Source organism: Polaromonas sp. DSP2-3-2b2 (genome assembly GCF_049895905.1).
Taxonomy (GTDB): domain Bacteria; phylum Pseudomonadota; class Gammaproteobacteria; order Burkholderiales; family Burkholderiaceae_C; genus Polaromonas.
In genome coordinates this window covers 24,487-38,310 of record NZ_JAFCTH010000009.1, presented here as the reverse complement: position 1 = coordinate 38,310, position 13,824 = coordinate 24,487, and the positions used below count along the sequence as shown (strand labels likewise).

The following is a 13,824-nucleotide window of genomic DNA, read 5'->3' as shown; positions in this document are numbered from 1 at the left end:
AAATTCCGGGTTGGCGGGGGGTTCCCTGATACAGTGGGAAAATGTGCAGTTCGGTGGTGGAAAGTGTCGGTAGAGGGTTCAAAAATTGTTACAAGGTGCGTCATTTCTCGCTCTCGATGCCAAAGGCCGGCTGTCCGTGCCTGCGCGCCATCGTGAGTCGCTGGGCGCAGATTATTCCGGCCGATTCACCCTCACTAAACACCCCCATGGATGCCTCATGATTTTTCCTTTGAGCGAGTGGGAAAAATTTCGCGAGCGGATTGCTTCGCTGCCCATGCAGGCGCAATGGTGGAAACGAATTTTTCTGGGCAATGCGATGGACGTTGAGATGGATGCAACCGGCCGCATCCTGGTTTCGCCTGAGCTGCGCAAGGCCGCTGGAATCAGCAAAAACGCGGTATTGCTGGGAATGGGCAACTATTTCGAACTATGGGACGCTGCGACTTATGCGGCCCAGGAAGCCGAGCAGATGAAGGGTGAGATGCCCGATGTGTTTAAAGATTTTTCTTTCTGAAAGTAGATGGTGAAGGCCACATGGACACACCGCACCGTCCTGTTGAACGAAGCCATCACGGCGCTTCAGGTCAACCCGGACGGGCATTACATCGACGCGACGTTTGGTCGCGGCGGACACTCGCGCCTGTTGCTGTCGCAACTGTCGCCCCTCGGCCGCCTGACGGCCTTTGACAAGGATCTTGACGCGATTGCCGAGGCGCAGTCCATCGATGACCCGCGTTTTTCCATCCGCCACCAGGGTTTCATGCACCTCGACCAGATGCCGCAGGCCAGCATCGCGGGCGTGCTGATGGACCTGGGCGTGAGTTCCCCCCAGATCGACAATCCGGAGCGCGGTTTTTCCTTCCGCAATGAAGGCCCGCTGGACATGCGCATGGACACCACGCGCGGTCAGAGCGTGGCCGAGTGGCTGCAGGACGCTTCGATTGAGTCCATGACCGAAGTCATCCGCGACTATGGCGAGGAGCGTTTTGCCGGACTGGTTGCCCGGGCGATTGATCGGCACAGACAGGCATCCGGCCCGCTTTCCACCACAGCTGAACTGGCTGATGTGGTGGCCAGCGCCGTCAAGACCCGCGAACCGGGCAAGGACCCGGCAACGCGGACATTCCAGGCGCTGCGGATTTTCATTAATGCCGAGCTGGAAGAACTGGAGCAGGCGCTGAAGGCATCGCTGAAGGTTCTGCAACCCGGCGGGCGCCTGGTGGTGATCAGTTTTCATTCGCTTGAGGATCGCATCGTCAAGCAATTCATGGCGGCGCACTCGCGCGAGGTGTATGACAGGCGCGCGCCTTTTGCCGCGCCCAAGGTCATGCAACTCAAGGCGCTGGGGCGCACCAAGCCCAGCGACGAAGAAGTCGCCGGCAATCCGCGCTCGCGCAGCGCCGTGATGCGTGTCGCCGAACGCACCGGAGAAGCCGCATGAGCCACGTTTTCGCCGTCGGCACAGGAGGCAGGCCATGGGCCGCCTGAATTTCGTGCTGCTGCTGGCGGTTCTGGCCAGCGCGCTGTACCTGGTGCAAACCCAGTACGAGTCGCGGCGTCTTTACGTAGAACTTGAAAAGGCGGCGGCGCAGGGCCGCAAGATTCAAACCGAAAGCGAGCGGTTGCAGGTGGAAAAACGCGCGGAAGCCACACCGCTGAAGCTCGAAAAGCTGGCCAAAGAGCGGCTGCAGATGCGGACCACCACGCCGGCCATTACCGAGTACGTCAAGTACAAGTCCGCAGCCGATGTGGCGGCCGCTGCCGGTCAGAAGGCGCAGCATGAGTAGAAAAAACGTTCTCTACACCTCCAGCCCCTTGCTGGCCAGCAAGACCCCGGTCTGGCGCAGCAAGCTCATCGTGGCCCTGATCGCGCTGGCGTTCACCGGTCTTGCGGTCAGGGCAGCCTATATTCAGGTGTATGCCAATGCATTTTTTCAGCGCCAGGGTGAAGTACGGTTTGCCCGAACGCTGGAGCTGCCCGCCAACCGTGGCCGCATCCTGGACCGCAACGGGCTGATCCTGGCTTCCAGCGTTCCGGCCTCCAGCATCTGGGCCATTCCTGAAGACGTCAAGGCCAGTCCCGCCCAGCTGACCGAACTGGCCAAATTGCTGGAAATGCCGCTGGCCGAGCTGAAAAAGAAGTTCAGCGACGAGGACAAGACCTTCGTCTGGGTCAAGCGCCAGTTGGAAGAACCGGTTGCCCGAAAAATCAGCGAACTCGGCATTCCCGGCATTTACCAGCGCAAGGAATACAAGCGCAAGTACCCCGAGGGCGAAACCATCGCCCACATCGTTGGTTTCACCAATGTGGAAGACAAGGGGCAGGAAGGCATCGAGCTGACCTTCAACCAGGCGCTGTCGGGCAAGGCGGGTTCGCGGCGTGTCATCAAGGACCGGCTCGGCCGCGTGGTCGAAGGCGTTGGCGAGCAGGTTCCGCCTGTGGACGGCAAGGACATCCAGCTCAGCGTTGACAGCAAGGTGCAGTTTTTTGCCTATCAGAAGCTGCGCGATGCGGTGATTGCACGCAAGGCCAAGGCCGGCAGCGTCGTGGTGATTGACTCGATCACCGGCGAGGTGCTGGCGCTGGCCAATTACCCAAGCTATGTTCCCGACAAGCGCCAGAACCTGACCGGCGAGCAGCTGCGCAACCGTGCCGTGACCGACACCTTCGAGCCCGGTTCGACGATGAAGCCGATCACGGTCGCCATGGCGCTGGAGGCCGGGCGCATCAAGCCGAAGACCCTGATTGAAACCGGTCCCGGCCGCTTCAGCATCGGCGGCTTCACCATCAGCGACACCCATAATTACGGCACCTTGACCGTCGAGGGCGTGATCCAGAAGTCCAGCAACGTGGGCGCGCTGAAAATCGCCCAGAAAATGACGCCCCACGAAATGTGGGACACCTATGTCGCCCTGGGCTACGGGCAGAAGCCGCAGATCGAGTTTCCCGGCGCCGTGTCGGGCCGTCTGCGACCCTGGAAAACCTGGCGACCGGTCGAGCAGGCCACCATGGCTTATGGCTATGGGCTGTCGGCATCGCTGTTCCAGATGGCGCATTCCTATACCTCTTTTGCCCACGATGGCCAGATCATTCCGGTCACCATGCTCAAGAAAAATGAGCCGGCGGTTGGCGTCAAGGTGTTTTCTGCCGAGAACGCCCACGCAGTTCGCCGCATGCTCCAGATGGCCGCGGCACCCGGCGGCACCGGCCAGCTGGCCCAGACCGTGGGCTATTCGGTGGGCGGCAAGTCCGGAACGGCGCACAAGCAGGTCGGCAAGGGTTACGCCAGCAACAAGTACCGCGCCTGGTTTACCGGCATGGCGCCGATCGAATCGCCGCGCATCATCGTCGCAGTGATGATCGACGAGCCCAGCGACGGCAAATATTTTGGCGGCATTGCCGCCGCTCCGGTGTTCAGCGAAGTGGTTCAGCAAACGCTGCGCATGATGGGCGTGCAGCCCGACGTCAGCGTGATCCCGCAAATCATCACGCAGACCGTGGAGGAGTCGTTTTGACCACCGTCCAGCTTCACACCCCGGAGCAGGCTGCGCGCTGGCTGCATGAGCGCGTGACCGGCACGCTGTGGGCCGATAGCCGCCAGGCGGGCCAGGGCGACGGCTTCGTCGCATGGCCGGGGGCTGCCACCGATGGCCGTCAGTATGTCAAGGCCGCCCTGGCAGCCGGCGCGGCCGCCTGCCTGGTCGAGAACGCGGGCGTTCAGGCTTACGGCTTCAATGATGACCGGGTGGCGACCTACGAAGGCCTCAAGGCTGCCACCGGAGCGATTGCTGCAGCGTATTTCGGCGCGCCCAGCGAGCAGCTTCAGATCGTTGCCATCACCGGAACCAACGGCAAGACATCCACCGCCTGGTGGCTGGCGCAGGCACTTGGCCGGCTGCAGCGCCCTTGCGGACTGGTCGGAACGCTGGGGATTGGCACGCCCGGTGCGATGGTTTCCACCGGAATGACGACGCCAGACCCGGTGCTGCTTCAGCAGCAGTTGTGCCTTTTCGCCAGCAAAGGCTTTTCCGCCTGCGTGCTGGAAGCCTCGTCGATAGGCATCGAGGAGCGGCGGCTGGACGCAACGCATCTTCAGGTCGCGGTGTTCACCAATTTCACCCAGGACCATCTTGATTACCACGCGTCGATGGACGCTTACTGGGCGTCCAAGAAAGCGCTGTTCAACTGGCCGGGCCTGCGGGCGGCGGTCATCAATATCGACGATCGTAAGGGTCTGGAGCTGGCAGAGGCGCTGACGCCAACGTCGCTGGATATCTGGAGCGTGTCATGTGCCGGTCCTGCGCGGCTTGAAGCGCAGGCGATCCGACAGGGCGCGCAGGGCTTGAGCTTTGACGTGGTGGAAGGGGCAGAGCGCCACACGATTACAACCACCATGGTGGGCCTGTACAACGTGTCGAACTTGCTGGGCGTCATGGCCAGCCTGCGGGCGATGGAGGTGCCACTGGCCGATGCGGTCGCGGCCTGCGTGGACCTGTTGCCGGTGCCCGGTCGGACCGAAACCCTGGCGGTGTCTGGCCTGCCGCTGGTCGTGATCGACTATGCGCACACGCCCGATGCGCTGGAAAAAGTGCTGCTGGCGCTCAGGCCGGTGGCGCAGGGCCGGGGCGGCAGGCTGTGGTGTGTTTTTGGCTGCGGCGGCGACCGTGACGCCAGCAAGCGACCGCTGATGGCGGCGGCGGCAGAAAAAAGTGCCGACCAGCTGGTGCTGACCAGCGACAACCCCAGAAGTGAGAACCCGCTGGCCATCATTGAACAGATGCAACAGGGCCTGGGCCAGCCGCAGGCTGCGCACACAGAGCCGGACCGGCATGCCGCCATCGTCCATGTGCTGGCGCTGGCCCAAGCGCAGGACATTGTCCTGCTGGCCGGCAAGGGGCACGAAAACTACCAGGAGATCAAGGGTGTGAAGATGGCTTTTTCCGACCGGGACCAGGCGCAGGCCGCCCTGAATGTCATAGCGGCCGGGCGCCAGGCCAAGGAGGCCGCATGAAGCGCCTGGAACAGATCGCAGCCTGGTTGCCAGCGTCCAGAGTGGTGGGCGACGGCAGCGTCGCTCCCCTGCGGATTCATACCGATACCCGAAGCCTGCGGCCGGGCGACCTGTTTGTGGCGCTCAAGGGCGAGCATTTCGACGCGCATGACTTTTTGCCGCAAGCCAGGGCTGAAGGCGCCGTGGCAGCCATCGTGCAGCATGGCCTGGCGCACGATGGTCTGCCTGGCATCGAAGTCGCCGACACCCGCGTGGCGTTGGGTCAGATCGGCGCCGCCTGGCGTTCGCAATTTAGCCTGCCGCTGATTGCCGTGACCGGCAGCAATGGAAAAACCACGGTCACGCAGATGATCGCGGCGATTCTGCGGGCCTGGAAGCCCGAAGCGGCGTTCGCGACCGAAGGCAACCTTAACAACGACATCGGTGTGCCGTTGACACTGCTGCGCCTGCGTGCTGCGCACGAGGTTGGCGTGGTTGAACTCGGCATGAACCACCCCGGCGAAATCGCCTACCTGGCCGACCTGGTCCGGCCCACGGTGGCGCTGGTCAACAATGCCCAGCGCGAACACCTTGAATTCATGGCTACGGTGCAAGCCGTCGCGCTGGAAAACGGCTCGGTGCTGGCATCGCTCGATGCCTCGGGCACAGCGGTCTTTCCTGCGGACGATGTCTACACCGCCGTCTGGCGGCGGTTGGCGGGCGTTCGCAAGGTCATGACTTTTGCGCTTGAAGGGCCGGCCGATGTGACGGCCATCGCGCACTGGAGTGGCGATGACTGGCAGGTGGATGCCAGCACGCCGTCGGGTCTGCTGGCGTTTACGCTGCATATCGCCGGCCGGCACAATGTCAAGAATGCACTGGCGGCGACGGCCTGTGCATTGGCCGCCGGCGTTCCGCTGGCGTTCATCAGCGCCGGCCTTTCGGCGTTCATGCCGGTCAAGGGGCGCTCGCGCGCCTTGTCGGTCCCGCTGTCGGGGCGCGCGGTGACGCTGGTTGACGACACCTACAACGCCAATCCCGATTCGATGCAGGCGGCCCTCCAGGTGCTGGCCGAACTGCCCGGTCCGCGCCTGCTGGTCATGGGCGACATGGGCGAAGTCGGCACCCAGGGGCCGCAGTTCCATGGCGAAGCCGGCCGAAATGCCCGTGCGCTGGGGATCGAAAAGCTTTTCACGCTGGGCGAGCAGTCGCAGGGCGCCGGCACCGCATTTGGCGAAAGCCGCCATTTCACCGGCATGGCTGAACTGATCAGCGCCGTGGCGGACGAACTGCCGCACGTCGCCAGCGTGCTGGTGAAAGGTTCGCGGTTCATGAAGATGGAGCGCGTGGTTCAGGCGGTCATGGCCGCTGGCGACGATTTACAAAAAGAAGACAAGAAAGCGCCTCATGCTGCTTAGCCTGGCCCAGTGGCTCCAGACCCTCTCGCCTGACCTGGGATTCCTGCGGGTGTTCCAGTACCTGACCCTGCGCGCCGTGATGGCCGCGCTTACCGCGCTGTTGATCGGCCTGCTGGCCGGCCCGTTCGTGATTCGCCGGCTGATTTCGCTCAAGATTGGCCAGCCGATCCGTGAGTACGCCATGCAGACCCACCTGAGCAAAAGCGGCACGCCGACCATGGGCGGTGTCCTGATCCTGATGGCGATCGGCATTTCTACGCTGCTGTGGTTCGACCTGTCCAACCGCTTTGTCTGGATCGTGCTGCTCGTCACCCTGGGTTTCGGCGCCATCGGCTGGGTCGATGACTGGCGCAAGGTGGTGCTCAAGGACCCGGAGGGCATGCGCTCGCGCGATAAATACCTCTGGCAGTCGGTCGTCGGCCTGATTGCCGCGCTTTACCTGGTGTTCAGCATTTCCGAAAGTTCCAACATGCGCGTGCTGGAACTTTTCGTCAGCTGGGTGCGGTCGGGATTCGACGTCAACCTGCCGCCCAAGGCTGGCCTGCTGCTGCCCTTCATGAAGGAAATCAGCTATCCGCTGGGCGTGTTCGGCTTTGTGATCCTGACCTATCTGGTGATCGTCGGTTCGAGCAATGCCGTCAACCTGACCGACGGGCTTGATGGACTGGCCATCATGCCGGTGGTGATGGTCGGCTCTTCGCTGGGCGTGTTCGCCTATGTGACCGGCAGCTCGGTCTATTCCAAATACCTGTTTTTCCCGCACATTCCCGGATCGGGCGAACTGCTGATCTTTTGCGCTGCCATGGCGGGCGCCGGGCTGGCCTTCCTGTGGTTCAACACCCATCCGGCGCAGGTCTTCATGGGCGATGTCGGCGCGCTGGCGCTGGGCGCGGCGCTGGGCACCATCGCCGTCATCGTGCGCCAGGAAATTGTGCTGGCCATCATGGGCGGGATTTTTGTCGTCGAGGCGCTGTCGGTCATGCTCCAGGTGACCTGGTTCAAGTACACCAAGCGGCGCTACGGCCAGGGGCGGCGGTTGCTGCAGATGGCGCCGCTGCACCACCATTTTGAAAAATGCGGCTGGAAGGAAACCCAGGTCGTCGTGCGTTTCTGGATTATCACCATGCTGCTGTGCTTGGTCGGCCTTTCCACGCTGAAACTGAGATGAAAAACCTGGCGAATCAAAACATTCTGGTTCTGGGGCTGGGCGCTTCGGGCCTGGCGCTGGCGCGCTGGTGCGCGCGCTGCGGTGCCCGTGTCACCGTGGCCGATACACGGCCCGCGCCGCCGCAACTCGCCGCCCTGCAGGCCAGCGTGCCGAACGCCCGGTTCGTCCATGCCGCCATGCATGGCGAACTGCTGGACGGTGAAAATTTCAGCATGCTGCTGAAAAGCCCCGGCCTGTCACCCGCTTCCATCAGCGGCGTGGCGACGGCAGCCCGCGCGCAGGACATTCCCTGTGGCAACGAACTGAGCCTGTTCGCGCAGGCGCTGGCCGACCTGAAGGAAGACCGGGCCTATGCGCCCGAGCTCATCGGCATCACCGGCACCAACGGCAAAACCACCGTGACCTCGCTGACGGGTCAACTCATCGAGCGCGCCGGAAAATCGGTGGCGGTAGCCGGCAACATCGGCCCGACGCTGTTGGACACCCTGGCCGAAAAGCTCGATGCGCAAGCCCGTGATGAAGCCTTGGCGCTGCCTGACGTGTGGGTGCTCGAATTGTCCAGTTTCCAACTCGACGGGGTCAAGAATTTCGAGCCCGGCGTGGCAACCGTCCTGAACATCACCCAGGACCACCTCGACTGGCATGAAACCCTGCCAGCCTATATCGCCGCCAAGGCGAATGTTTATGGCAACGCCGGCCTCATGCTGCTGAACCGCGATGACCCGCTGGTGATGGCGGCACTGCCTGCGCTCGTCAAGGGCAAGCAAACCCGGAACTTCCTGACCTTCGGGGGCGATGAGCCGCGGCGGCCGGGCGACTACGGCATCCAGACGGTCAACGGCATGGCATGGCTGGTGCGCGCGGCCGAGGCCGACGAGACCCTCAAGCGCCGCAAGGCCGAAGAGGCGGTGCTGCACATCCAGCGCCTGATGCCGCTCGAAGCGCTGCGGATTCGCGGCCGCCACAACGCCACCAATGCGCTGGCCGCGCTCGGCCTGGCTGTCGCCGTGGGTTGTCCGCTGGCGCCCATGCTGCATGGCCTGCGCGAGTACCGGGGCGAGCCGCACCGGGTCGAATCGGTAGCGGTACTGGAAGGCGTGGAATACTTTGACGACAGCAAGGGCACCAATGTCGGCGCTACGGTGGCGGCGCTGGCCGGCCTGGGCGCTGATCGCCGTCTGGTGCTGATCCTGGGTGGCGAAGGCAAGGGCCAGGATTTCTCGCCGCTGGCCGACCCGGTGGCGCGTTATGCCCGGGCCGTCGTGCTGATCGGCCGTGATGCGCCGGCCATCCGCGCCGCACTGGAAGGCCGCCAGGTCGAACTGCTGGAAGCTGCGTCCATGGCACAAGCTGTCAGCCTGGCCGCCGCGCAGGCGCATGCGGGTGACGCGGTGCTGATGTCGCCGGCCTGCGCCAGTTTTGACATGTTCGACAACTACGAGCACCGCGCACGGGTCTTTTGCGAGGCGGTGCAGGAACTCGCCGTGGAACAGGGAGCGGTGCTGTGACTGCCAAACTGCGTCGTTCCGGCTGGTTTTCAGGCTTCGGCAAGGCCGCCTCGGAGGCCTTGCCGGTGCGCCTGGGCGGCCGCAGCCTTCCGGCCAAGCTCGCCACACCAGTCCGGCTGGCGGGGCTTGACTGGGCGTTGGTCTGGGTCACCGTGGCCTTGCTGCTGTCGGGCCTGATCATGGTGTATTCGGCCTCGGTGGCCATGCCCGACAACCCCAAGTTTGCGCGCTATGCCCACACTTTTTTCCTGACACGACATCTGTTCTCGTTGCTGATCGCGTCGATTGCAGCTTATCTGGCGTTTCAGATTCCCATGTCGACCTGGGAAAAATACGCTCCCTGGCTGTTCATGGGATCGCTGGTGCTGCTGGCGCTGGTGCTGGTGCCCTTCATCGGCAAGGGGGTCAATGGCGCGCGGCGCTGGATTCCGCTCGGCGTCATGAACTTCCAGCCGTCGGAGCTGGCCAAATTTGCCGTGCTGCTGTATGCCGCCAACTACATGGTGCGCAAGATGGAGGTGAAGGAACGCTTCTTTCGCGCCGTGCTGCCGATGGCTTTTGCCGTGGGCATCGTCGGCGTGTTGCTGCTGGCCGAGCCCGACATGGGCGCCTTCATGGTGATCTCGGTCATTGCCATGGGCATTCTTTTCCTGGGCGGCGTCAATGCGCGCATGTTCTTCGTGATTTCAGCGGTGGTCGTGGTGGCCTTCGGCATGATGGTGATGTTCAGCGAATGGCGGCGCGAGCGGATTTTTGCCTACATGGACCCGTGGAACGAAAAGTACTCGATGGGCAAGGGCTATCAGCTGTCGCACTCGCTGATTGCCTTTGGCCGGGGTGAAATCTTTGGCGTCGGGCTGGGCGGAAGCATCGAAAAACTGCACTGGCTGCCTGAAGCGCACACCGACTTCCTGATGGCCGTGATTGGCGAGGAATTCGGCCTCATCGGCGTGCTGGTCATCATCGGTTTGTTCCTGTGGATGATCCGCCGCATCATGCACATCGGCCGCCAGTCCATCGCGCTGGACCGGCTGTTTTCCGGACTGGTGGCGCAGGGCGTCGGCATCTGGATGGGTTTTCAGACCTTTATCAACATCGGCGTGAACCTCGGCGCCTTGCCGACCAAGGGCCTGACGCTGCCGCTGATGAGCTATGGCGGCTCGGCCATCGTGATGAACCTGATCGCGCTGGGGGTGGTGCTCAGGATTGATTATGAGAACCGTGTGCTGATGCGCGGAGGCCGCGTATGAGCCGGCAGCGCTGCGCTTTGGTCATGGCCGGCGGAACCGGCGGCCATATCTTTCCCGGCTTGGCCGTGGCCGAAGCCCTGCGCGCGAGCGGCTGGCGCGTTCACTGGCTGGGCGGCAAGGGCAGCGCGGATCGCCCCAGCATGGAAAGCCAGCTGGTGCCGCCGCGCGGCTTTGCCTTCGAGGCGATTGATTTTTCGGGTGTCCGTGGCAAAGGGCCTGTGACCCTGGCCTTCCTGCCGCTGCGCCTGCTCAAGGCCTTCTGGCAGAGCGTGCAGGTCATCCGCCGCGTCAAGCCCGATGTGGTCGTGGGCCTGGGAGGCTACATCGCCTTTCCCGCCGGCATGATGAGCGTGCTGCTGGGCAAGCCGCTGATCCTGCATGAACAAAATTCTGTGGCCGGCCTGGTCAACAAGCTGCTGGCCCGCGTGGCCGACCGCGTCTTCACCGCTTTCCCGCGCGTGCTGAAAAATGCCGAATGGGTCGGCAATCCGCTGCGTCCGGCGTTTACCCGGCAGCTTGACCCTGCCGCGCGCTTTGCCCAGCGGCGCGGGCCGCTCAAGGTGCTGGTGGTGGGCGGCAGCCTGGGCGCGACGGCGTTGAATGAACTCGTTCCCAAGGCGCTGGCGTTGATTCCGGCTTTGCAGCGCCCCCGCGTCACGCACCAAAGCGGCGCCCGCCAGTTAGAAGCGTTGCGCGCCAATTACCAGGCCGCCGGCGTGGACGCTGAACTCACGCCTTTCATCGAGGACACGGCCCAGGCCTTTGCCGATGCCGACCTGATCATCTGCCGCGCGGGCGCCAGCACGGTGACCGAAATTGCCGCCGTTGGTGCTGCAGCGTTGTTTGTTCCCTTTCCGTCTGCGGTGGATGACCACCAGACCGCCAACGCAAGATTTCTGGTCACGCAGGGCGGCGGCTGGCTGGTGCAACAACATGACCTGACACCAGAAAAACTTGCGATAATGCTACAAAAAACAGAGCGCCTTGCGCTTGTCCAGTCTGCGCTACAAGCCAAAAACATGCAAAAAATAGACGCCACGATCCATCTTGTTGCCGCCTGCGAGGAGCTTGCGCGATGAAGCACGCCATCAAGCACATCCATTTCATCGGCATCGGCGGCGCGGGAATGTCCGGAATTGCCGAAGTCCTGCATAACCTGGGCTATGTGATTTCGGGCTCCGACCTGTCGGACAGCAGCACGCTGCAGCGCCTGGGCGGACTCGGCATCCAGACCTTTGTCGGTCATGCCGCCGACAACCTGGTCAATGTCGATGCGGTGGTAACTTCCACCGCGGTTCAGTCGGACAACCCCGAAGTCCTGGCCGCGCGCGAAAAACTCATTCCGGTCGTGCCGCGCGCCCTGATGCTGGCCGAGCTGATGCGCCTCAAGCAGGGCATCGCCATTGCCGGCACCCACGGCAAGACCACCACCACCAGCCTGGTCGCCTGTGTGCTGGCCGAAGGCGGGCTGGACCCGACCTTCGTCATTGGCGGCAAGCTCAACAGCGCCGGCGCCAATGCCAAGCTGGGTTCGGGCGACTACATCGTGGTAGAGGCCGACGAATCGGACGCGTCCTTCCTGAACCTGCTGCCCGTGATGGCGGTGGTCACGAACATCGACGCCGACCACATGGAAACCTACGGGCACGATTTTGGCAACCTGAAAAAGGCCTTTGTCGATTTCCTGCACCGCATGCCTTTCTACGGCACGGCGGTCCTGTGCACCGACGACCCGGTGGTCCGTGACATCGTGCCGCAGATGTCCTGCCCCATCACCAGCTATGGCCTGAACGAGGATGCTCAGGTGCGCGCCGTGAACGTGCGCGCGGTCGGCGCGCAAATGCATTTCACCGCGCAGCGACGCAATGGTGTGCAACTGCCCGACCTGGACGTGGTGCTGAACCTGGCCGGCCAGCACAACGTGCTCAATGCCCTGGCCGCCATTGCGATTGCGGCGGAACTCAACGTGCCTGACGCCGCCGTGCAAAAAGCGCTGCTTGACTTCACCGGCGTGGGCCGGCGCTTCCAGCGCTACGGCGACCTGCCCGCCAAGGACGGCGGCCGGTTCACGCTGATCGAGGATTACGGCCACCATCCGGTCGAAGTGGCGGCTACCTTGTCGGCAGCGCGCGGCGCTTTTCCGGGACGCCGGCTGGTGCTGGCTTTCCAGCCGCACCGCTACACCCGCACCCGCGACTGCTTCGAGGATTTCGTCAGGATCATCAGCAGCCATGCCGACGCGGTCCTGCTGACCGAGGTCTATTCCGCTGGCGAAGCGCCGATCGTGGCGGCTGACGGCCGCTCGCTGGCGCGCGCGCTGCGCGTGGCCGGCAAGGTCGAGCCGGTGTTCGTTGACGCCATCGCAGCCATGCCCCAGGCCATCCTGGATGCGGCGCTGGGTGGCGATGTGGTCATGTGCATGGGCGCCGGCTCCATCGGGCAGGTGCCTGCCCGTGTCGTCGCCATGCTTGAACTCCAGGAACTCACCGTGCTGGAAGGGCAATGCGCATGAACGCCCACCTTTCCAGCTTCGGCAAGGTCGCCGTCCTGATGGGCGGGCGCTCCGCCGAACGTGAAATCTCGCTGATGTCGGGACACGGCGTGCTGGAAGCGCTGCGCTCGCAAGACATTGACGCCCACGCCTTCGACCCGGCCGAACGTGATCTGGGCGACCTGAAGAAAGAGGGTTTTGCCCGCTGCTTCATCGCGCTGCATGGCCGCTTCGGCGAAGACGGCACGGTGCAGGGCGCGCTGGAACTGCTCGGCATTCCCTACACCGGCTCGGGCGTCATGGCGTCGAGCATGGCCATCGACAAGGTCATGACCAAGCGCGTGCTGCTGTCCGAAAACCTGCCCACACCGCGCTATGTGCTGCTGCGCCGGGGCGGGTACGGTCCGGCAGAGGTCGATGCGGTGGTCGACATGCTCGGCCTGCCGCTGATCGTCAAGCCGGCGCGCGAAGGCTCCTCGCTGGGGCTGACCAAGGTCACGCAGCAGGGCGGCATGGCGGCTGCCGTGGCGCTGGCCGAAAAGATGGATGCCGACATTCTGTGCGAACAGTTTGTCAGTGGCGACGAGGTGACTTGCCCGGTGCTGGGCACCGGCGTGCTCGCCCGGGCGCTGCCGGTGATCCGCATCGTCGCGCCCGAAGGCAATTACGACTACCAGAACAAGTATTTCACCGACACCACGCAATACCTGGTGCCCTGCGGCCTGCCGGCCGGCGAAGAGCAGGCCATCCAGCAACTGGTGCTGCAGGCCTTTCGCACGCTGAACTGCCGGGGCTGGGCCCGCGCCGACGTGATGATCGACCAGGCCACGCGCAAGCCCTACCTGCTGGAGATCAACACCTCGCCCGGAATGACCGGGCATTCGCTGGTGCCCATGTCCGCGCGCGCGGCGGGCATTTCCTATGAAGCGCTGTGCGTCCAGGTGCTGCAAACCGCAGCGCTTGATTGCCAGCCGCAGGACGGAACACTGTCGTGAGCC

At 63.7% G+C, this 13,824-nt stretch carries 12 protein-coding genes; all 12 read left to right on the top strand.

The annotated features are described in order from the left end of the window. The first annotated feature begins 85 nt into the window (after nt 1-85). The 12 genes from mraZ to ACP7AD_RS09630 are packed head-to-tail and all read left to right on the top strand — an operon-like array spanning nt 86 to nt 13,821. A complete protein-coding gene (gene mraZ, locus ACP7AD_RS09685; RefSeq protein WP_426146534.1) occupies nt 86-514 on the top strand; it encodes a division/cell wall cluster transcriptional repressor MraZ in 429 nt (142 codons plus the stop codon). 6 nt (nt 515-520) lie between these two features. Then, nucleotides 521-1,441 (top strand): 16S rRNA (cytosine(1402)-N(4))-methyltransferase RsmH, encoded by a 921-nt coding sequence (rsmH, locus tag ACP7AD_RS09680; protein ID WP_426146536.1) that lies wholly within the window; start codon nt 521-523, stop codon nt 1,439-1,441. A 34-nt stretch (nt 1,442-1,475) separates the two neighbouring features. Continuing rightward, a complete protein-coding gene (gene ftsL, locus ACP7AD_RS09675) occupies nt 1,476-1,787 on the top strand; it encodes a cell division protein FtsL (RefSeq protein ID WP_426146538.1) in 312 nt (103 codons plus the stop codon). Continuing rightward, complete coding sequence (locus ACP7AD_RS09670) at nt 1,780-3,516, top strand: peptidoglycan D,D-transpeptidase FtsI family protein (protein ID WP_426146540.1); 1,737 nt, start codon at nt 1,780-1,782, stop codon at nt 3,514-3,516. The genes ftsL and ACP7AD_RS09670 overlap by 8 nt, the downstream gene beginning before the upstream one ends. Continuing rightward, a complete protein-coding gene (locus ACP7AD_RS09665) occupies nt 3,513-5,012 on the top strand; it encodes a UDP-N-acetylmuramoyl-L-alanyl-D-glutamate--2,6-diaminopimelate ligase (RefSeq protein ID WP_426146542.1) in 1,500 nt (499 codons plus the stop codon). Before ACP7AD_RS09670 ends, ACP7AD_RS09665 begins: the two co-directional genes overlap by 4 nt. Then, nucleotides 5,009-6,409 carry a UDP-N-acetylmuramoyl-tripeptide--D-alanyl-D-alanine ligase gene (locus ACP7AD_RS09660; RefSeq protein WP_426146543.1) on the top strand — a complete coding sequence of 467 codons (1,401 nt, stop codon included), beginning with the start codon at nt 5,009-5,011 and terminating at the stop codon, nt 6,407-6,409. Before ACP7AD_RS09665 ends, ACP7AD_RS09660 begins: the two co-directional genes overlap by 4 nt. Next, a complete protein-coding gene (mraY, locus tag ACP7AD_RS09655; protein WP_426146545.1) occupies nt 6,399-7,577 on the top strand; it encodes a phospho-N-acetylmuramoyl-pentapeptide-transferase in 1,179 nt (392 codons plus the stop codon). The genes ACP7AD_RS09660 and mraY overlap by 11 nt, the downstream gene beginning before the upstream one ends. After that, on the top strand, nt 7,574-9,085 hold the full coding sequence (murD, locus tag ACP7AD_RS09650; protein WP_426146546.1) for a UDP-N-acetylmuramoyl-L-alanine--D-glutamate ligase: 1,512 nt from the start codon (nt 7,574-7,576) through the stop codon (nt 9,083-9,085). The genes mraY and murD overlap by 4 nt, the downstream gene beginning before the upstream one ends. Then, nucleotides 9,082-10,335, top strand: a complete 1,254-nt coding sequence (ftsW, locus tag ACP7AD_RS09645) for a putative lipid II flippase FtsW (RefSeq protein ID WP_426146548.1) — start codon at nt 9,082-9,084, stop codon at nt 10,333-10,335. Before murD ends, ftsW begins: the two co-directional genes overlap by 4 nt. Continuing rightward, nucleotides 10,332-11,414, top strand: a complete 1,083-nt coding sequence (gene murG, locus ACP7AD_RS09640; RefSeq protein ID WP_426146550.1) for an undecaprenyldiphospho-muramoylpentapeptide beta-N-acetylglucosaminyltransferase — start codon at nt 10,332-10,334, stop codon at nt 11,412-11,414. The genes ftsW and murG overlap by 4 nt, the downstream gene beginning before the upstream one ends. After that, entirely contained in the window at nt 11,411-12,847 is a 1,437-nt protein-coding gene (gene murC, locus ACP7AD_RS09635; RefSeq protein ID WP_426146551.1) for a UDP-N-acetylmuramate--L-alanine ligase, read from the top strand. The genes murG and murC overlap by 4 nt, the downstream gene beginning before the upstream one ends. Continuing rightward, complete coding sequence (locus tag ACP7AD_RS09630) at nt 12,844-13,821, top strand: D-alanine--D-alanine ligase (protein ID WP_426146553.1); 978 nt, start codon at nt 12,844-12,846, stop codon at nt 13,819-13,821. Before murC ends, ACP7AD_RS09630 begins: the two co-directional genes overlap by 4 nt. Nucleotides 13,822-13,824: the final 3 nt, after the last annotated feature.

What these genes read in the sequence shown, in the direction of transcription:
- murG (WP_426146550.1), top strand. Translation starts at nt 10,332, where the DNA reads ATGAGCCGGCAGCGCTGCGCTTTGGTCATGGCCGGCGGAACCGGCGGC.
- murD (WP_426146546.1), top strand. Translation starts at nt 7,574, where the DNA reads ATGAAAAACCTGGCGAATCAAAACATTCTGGTTCTGGGGCTGGGCGCT.
- ftsL (WP_426146538.1), top strand. Translation starts at nt 1,476, where the DNA reads ATGGGCCGCCTGAATTTCGTGCTGCTGCTGGCGGTTCTGGCCAGCGCG.
- ACP7AD_RS09660 (WP_426146543.1), top strand. Translation starts at nt 5,009, where the DNA reads ATGAAGCGCCTGGAACAGATCGCAGCCTGGTTGCCAGCGTCCAGAGTG.
- murC (WP_426146551.1), top strand. Translation starts at nt 11,411, where the DNA reads ATGAAGCACGCCATCAAGCACATCCATTTCATCGGCATCGGCGGCGCG.
- mraY (WP_426146545.1), top strand. Translation starts at nt 6,399, where the DNA reads ATGCTGCTTAGCCTGGCCCAGTGGCTCCAGACCCTCTCGCCTGACCTG.
- rsmH (WP_426146536.1), top strand. Translation starts at nt 521, where the DNA reads ATGGTGAAGGCCACATGGACACACCGCACCGTCCTGTTGAACGAAGCC.
- ACP7AD_RS09670 (WP_426146540.1), top strand. Translation starts at nt 1,780, where the DNA reads ATGAGTAGAAAAAACGTTCTCTACACCTCCAGCCCCTTGCTGGCCAGC.
- ACP7AD_RS09630 (WP_426146553.1), top strand. Translation starts at nt 12,844, where the DNA reads ATGAACGCCCACCTTTCCAGCTTCGGCAAGGTCGCCGTCCTGATGGGC.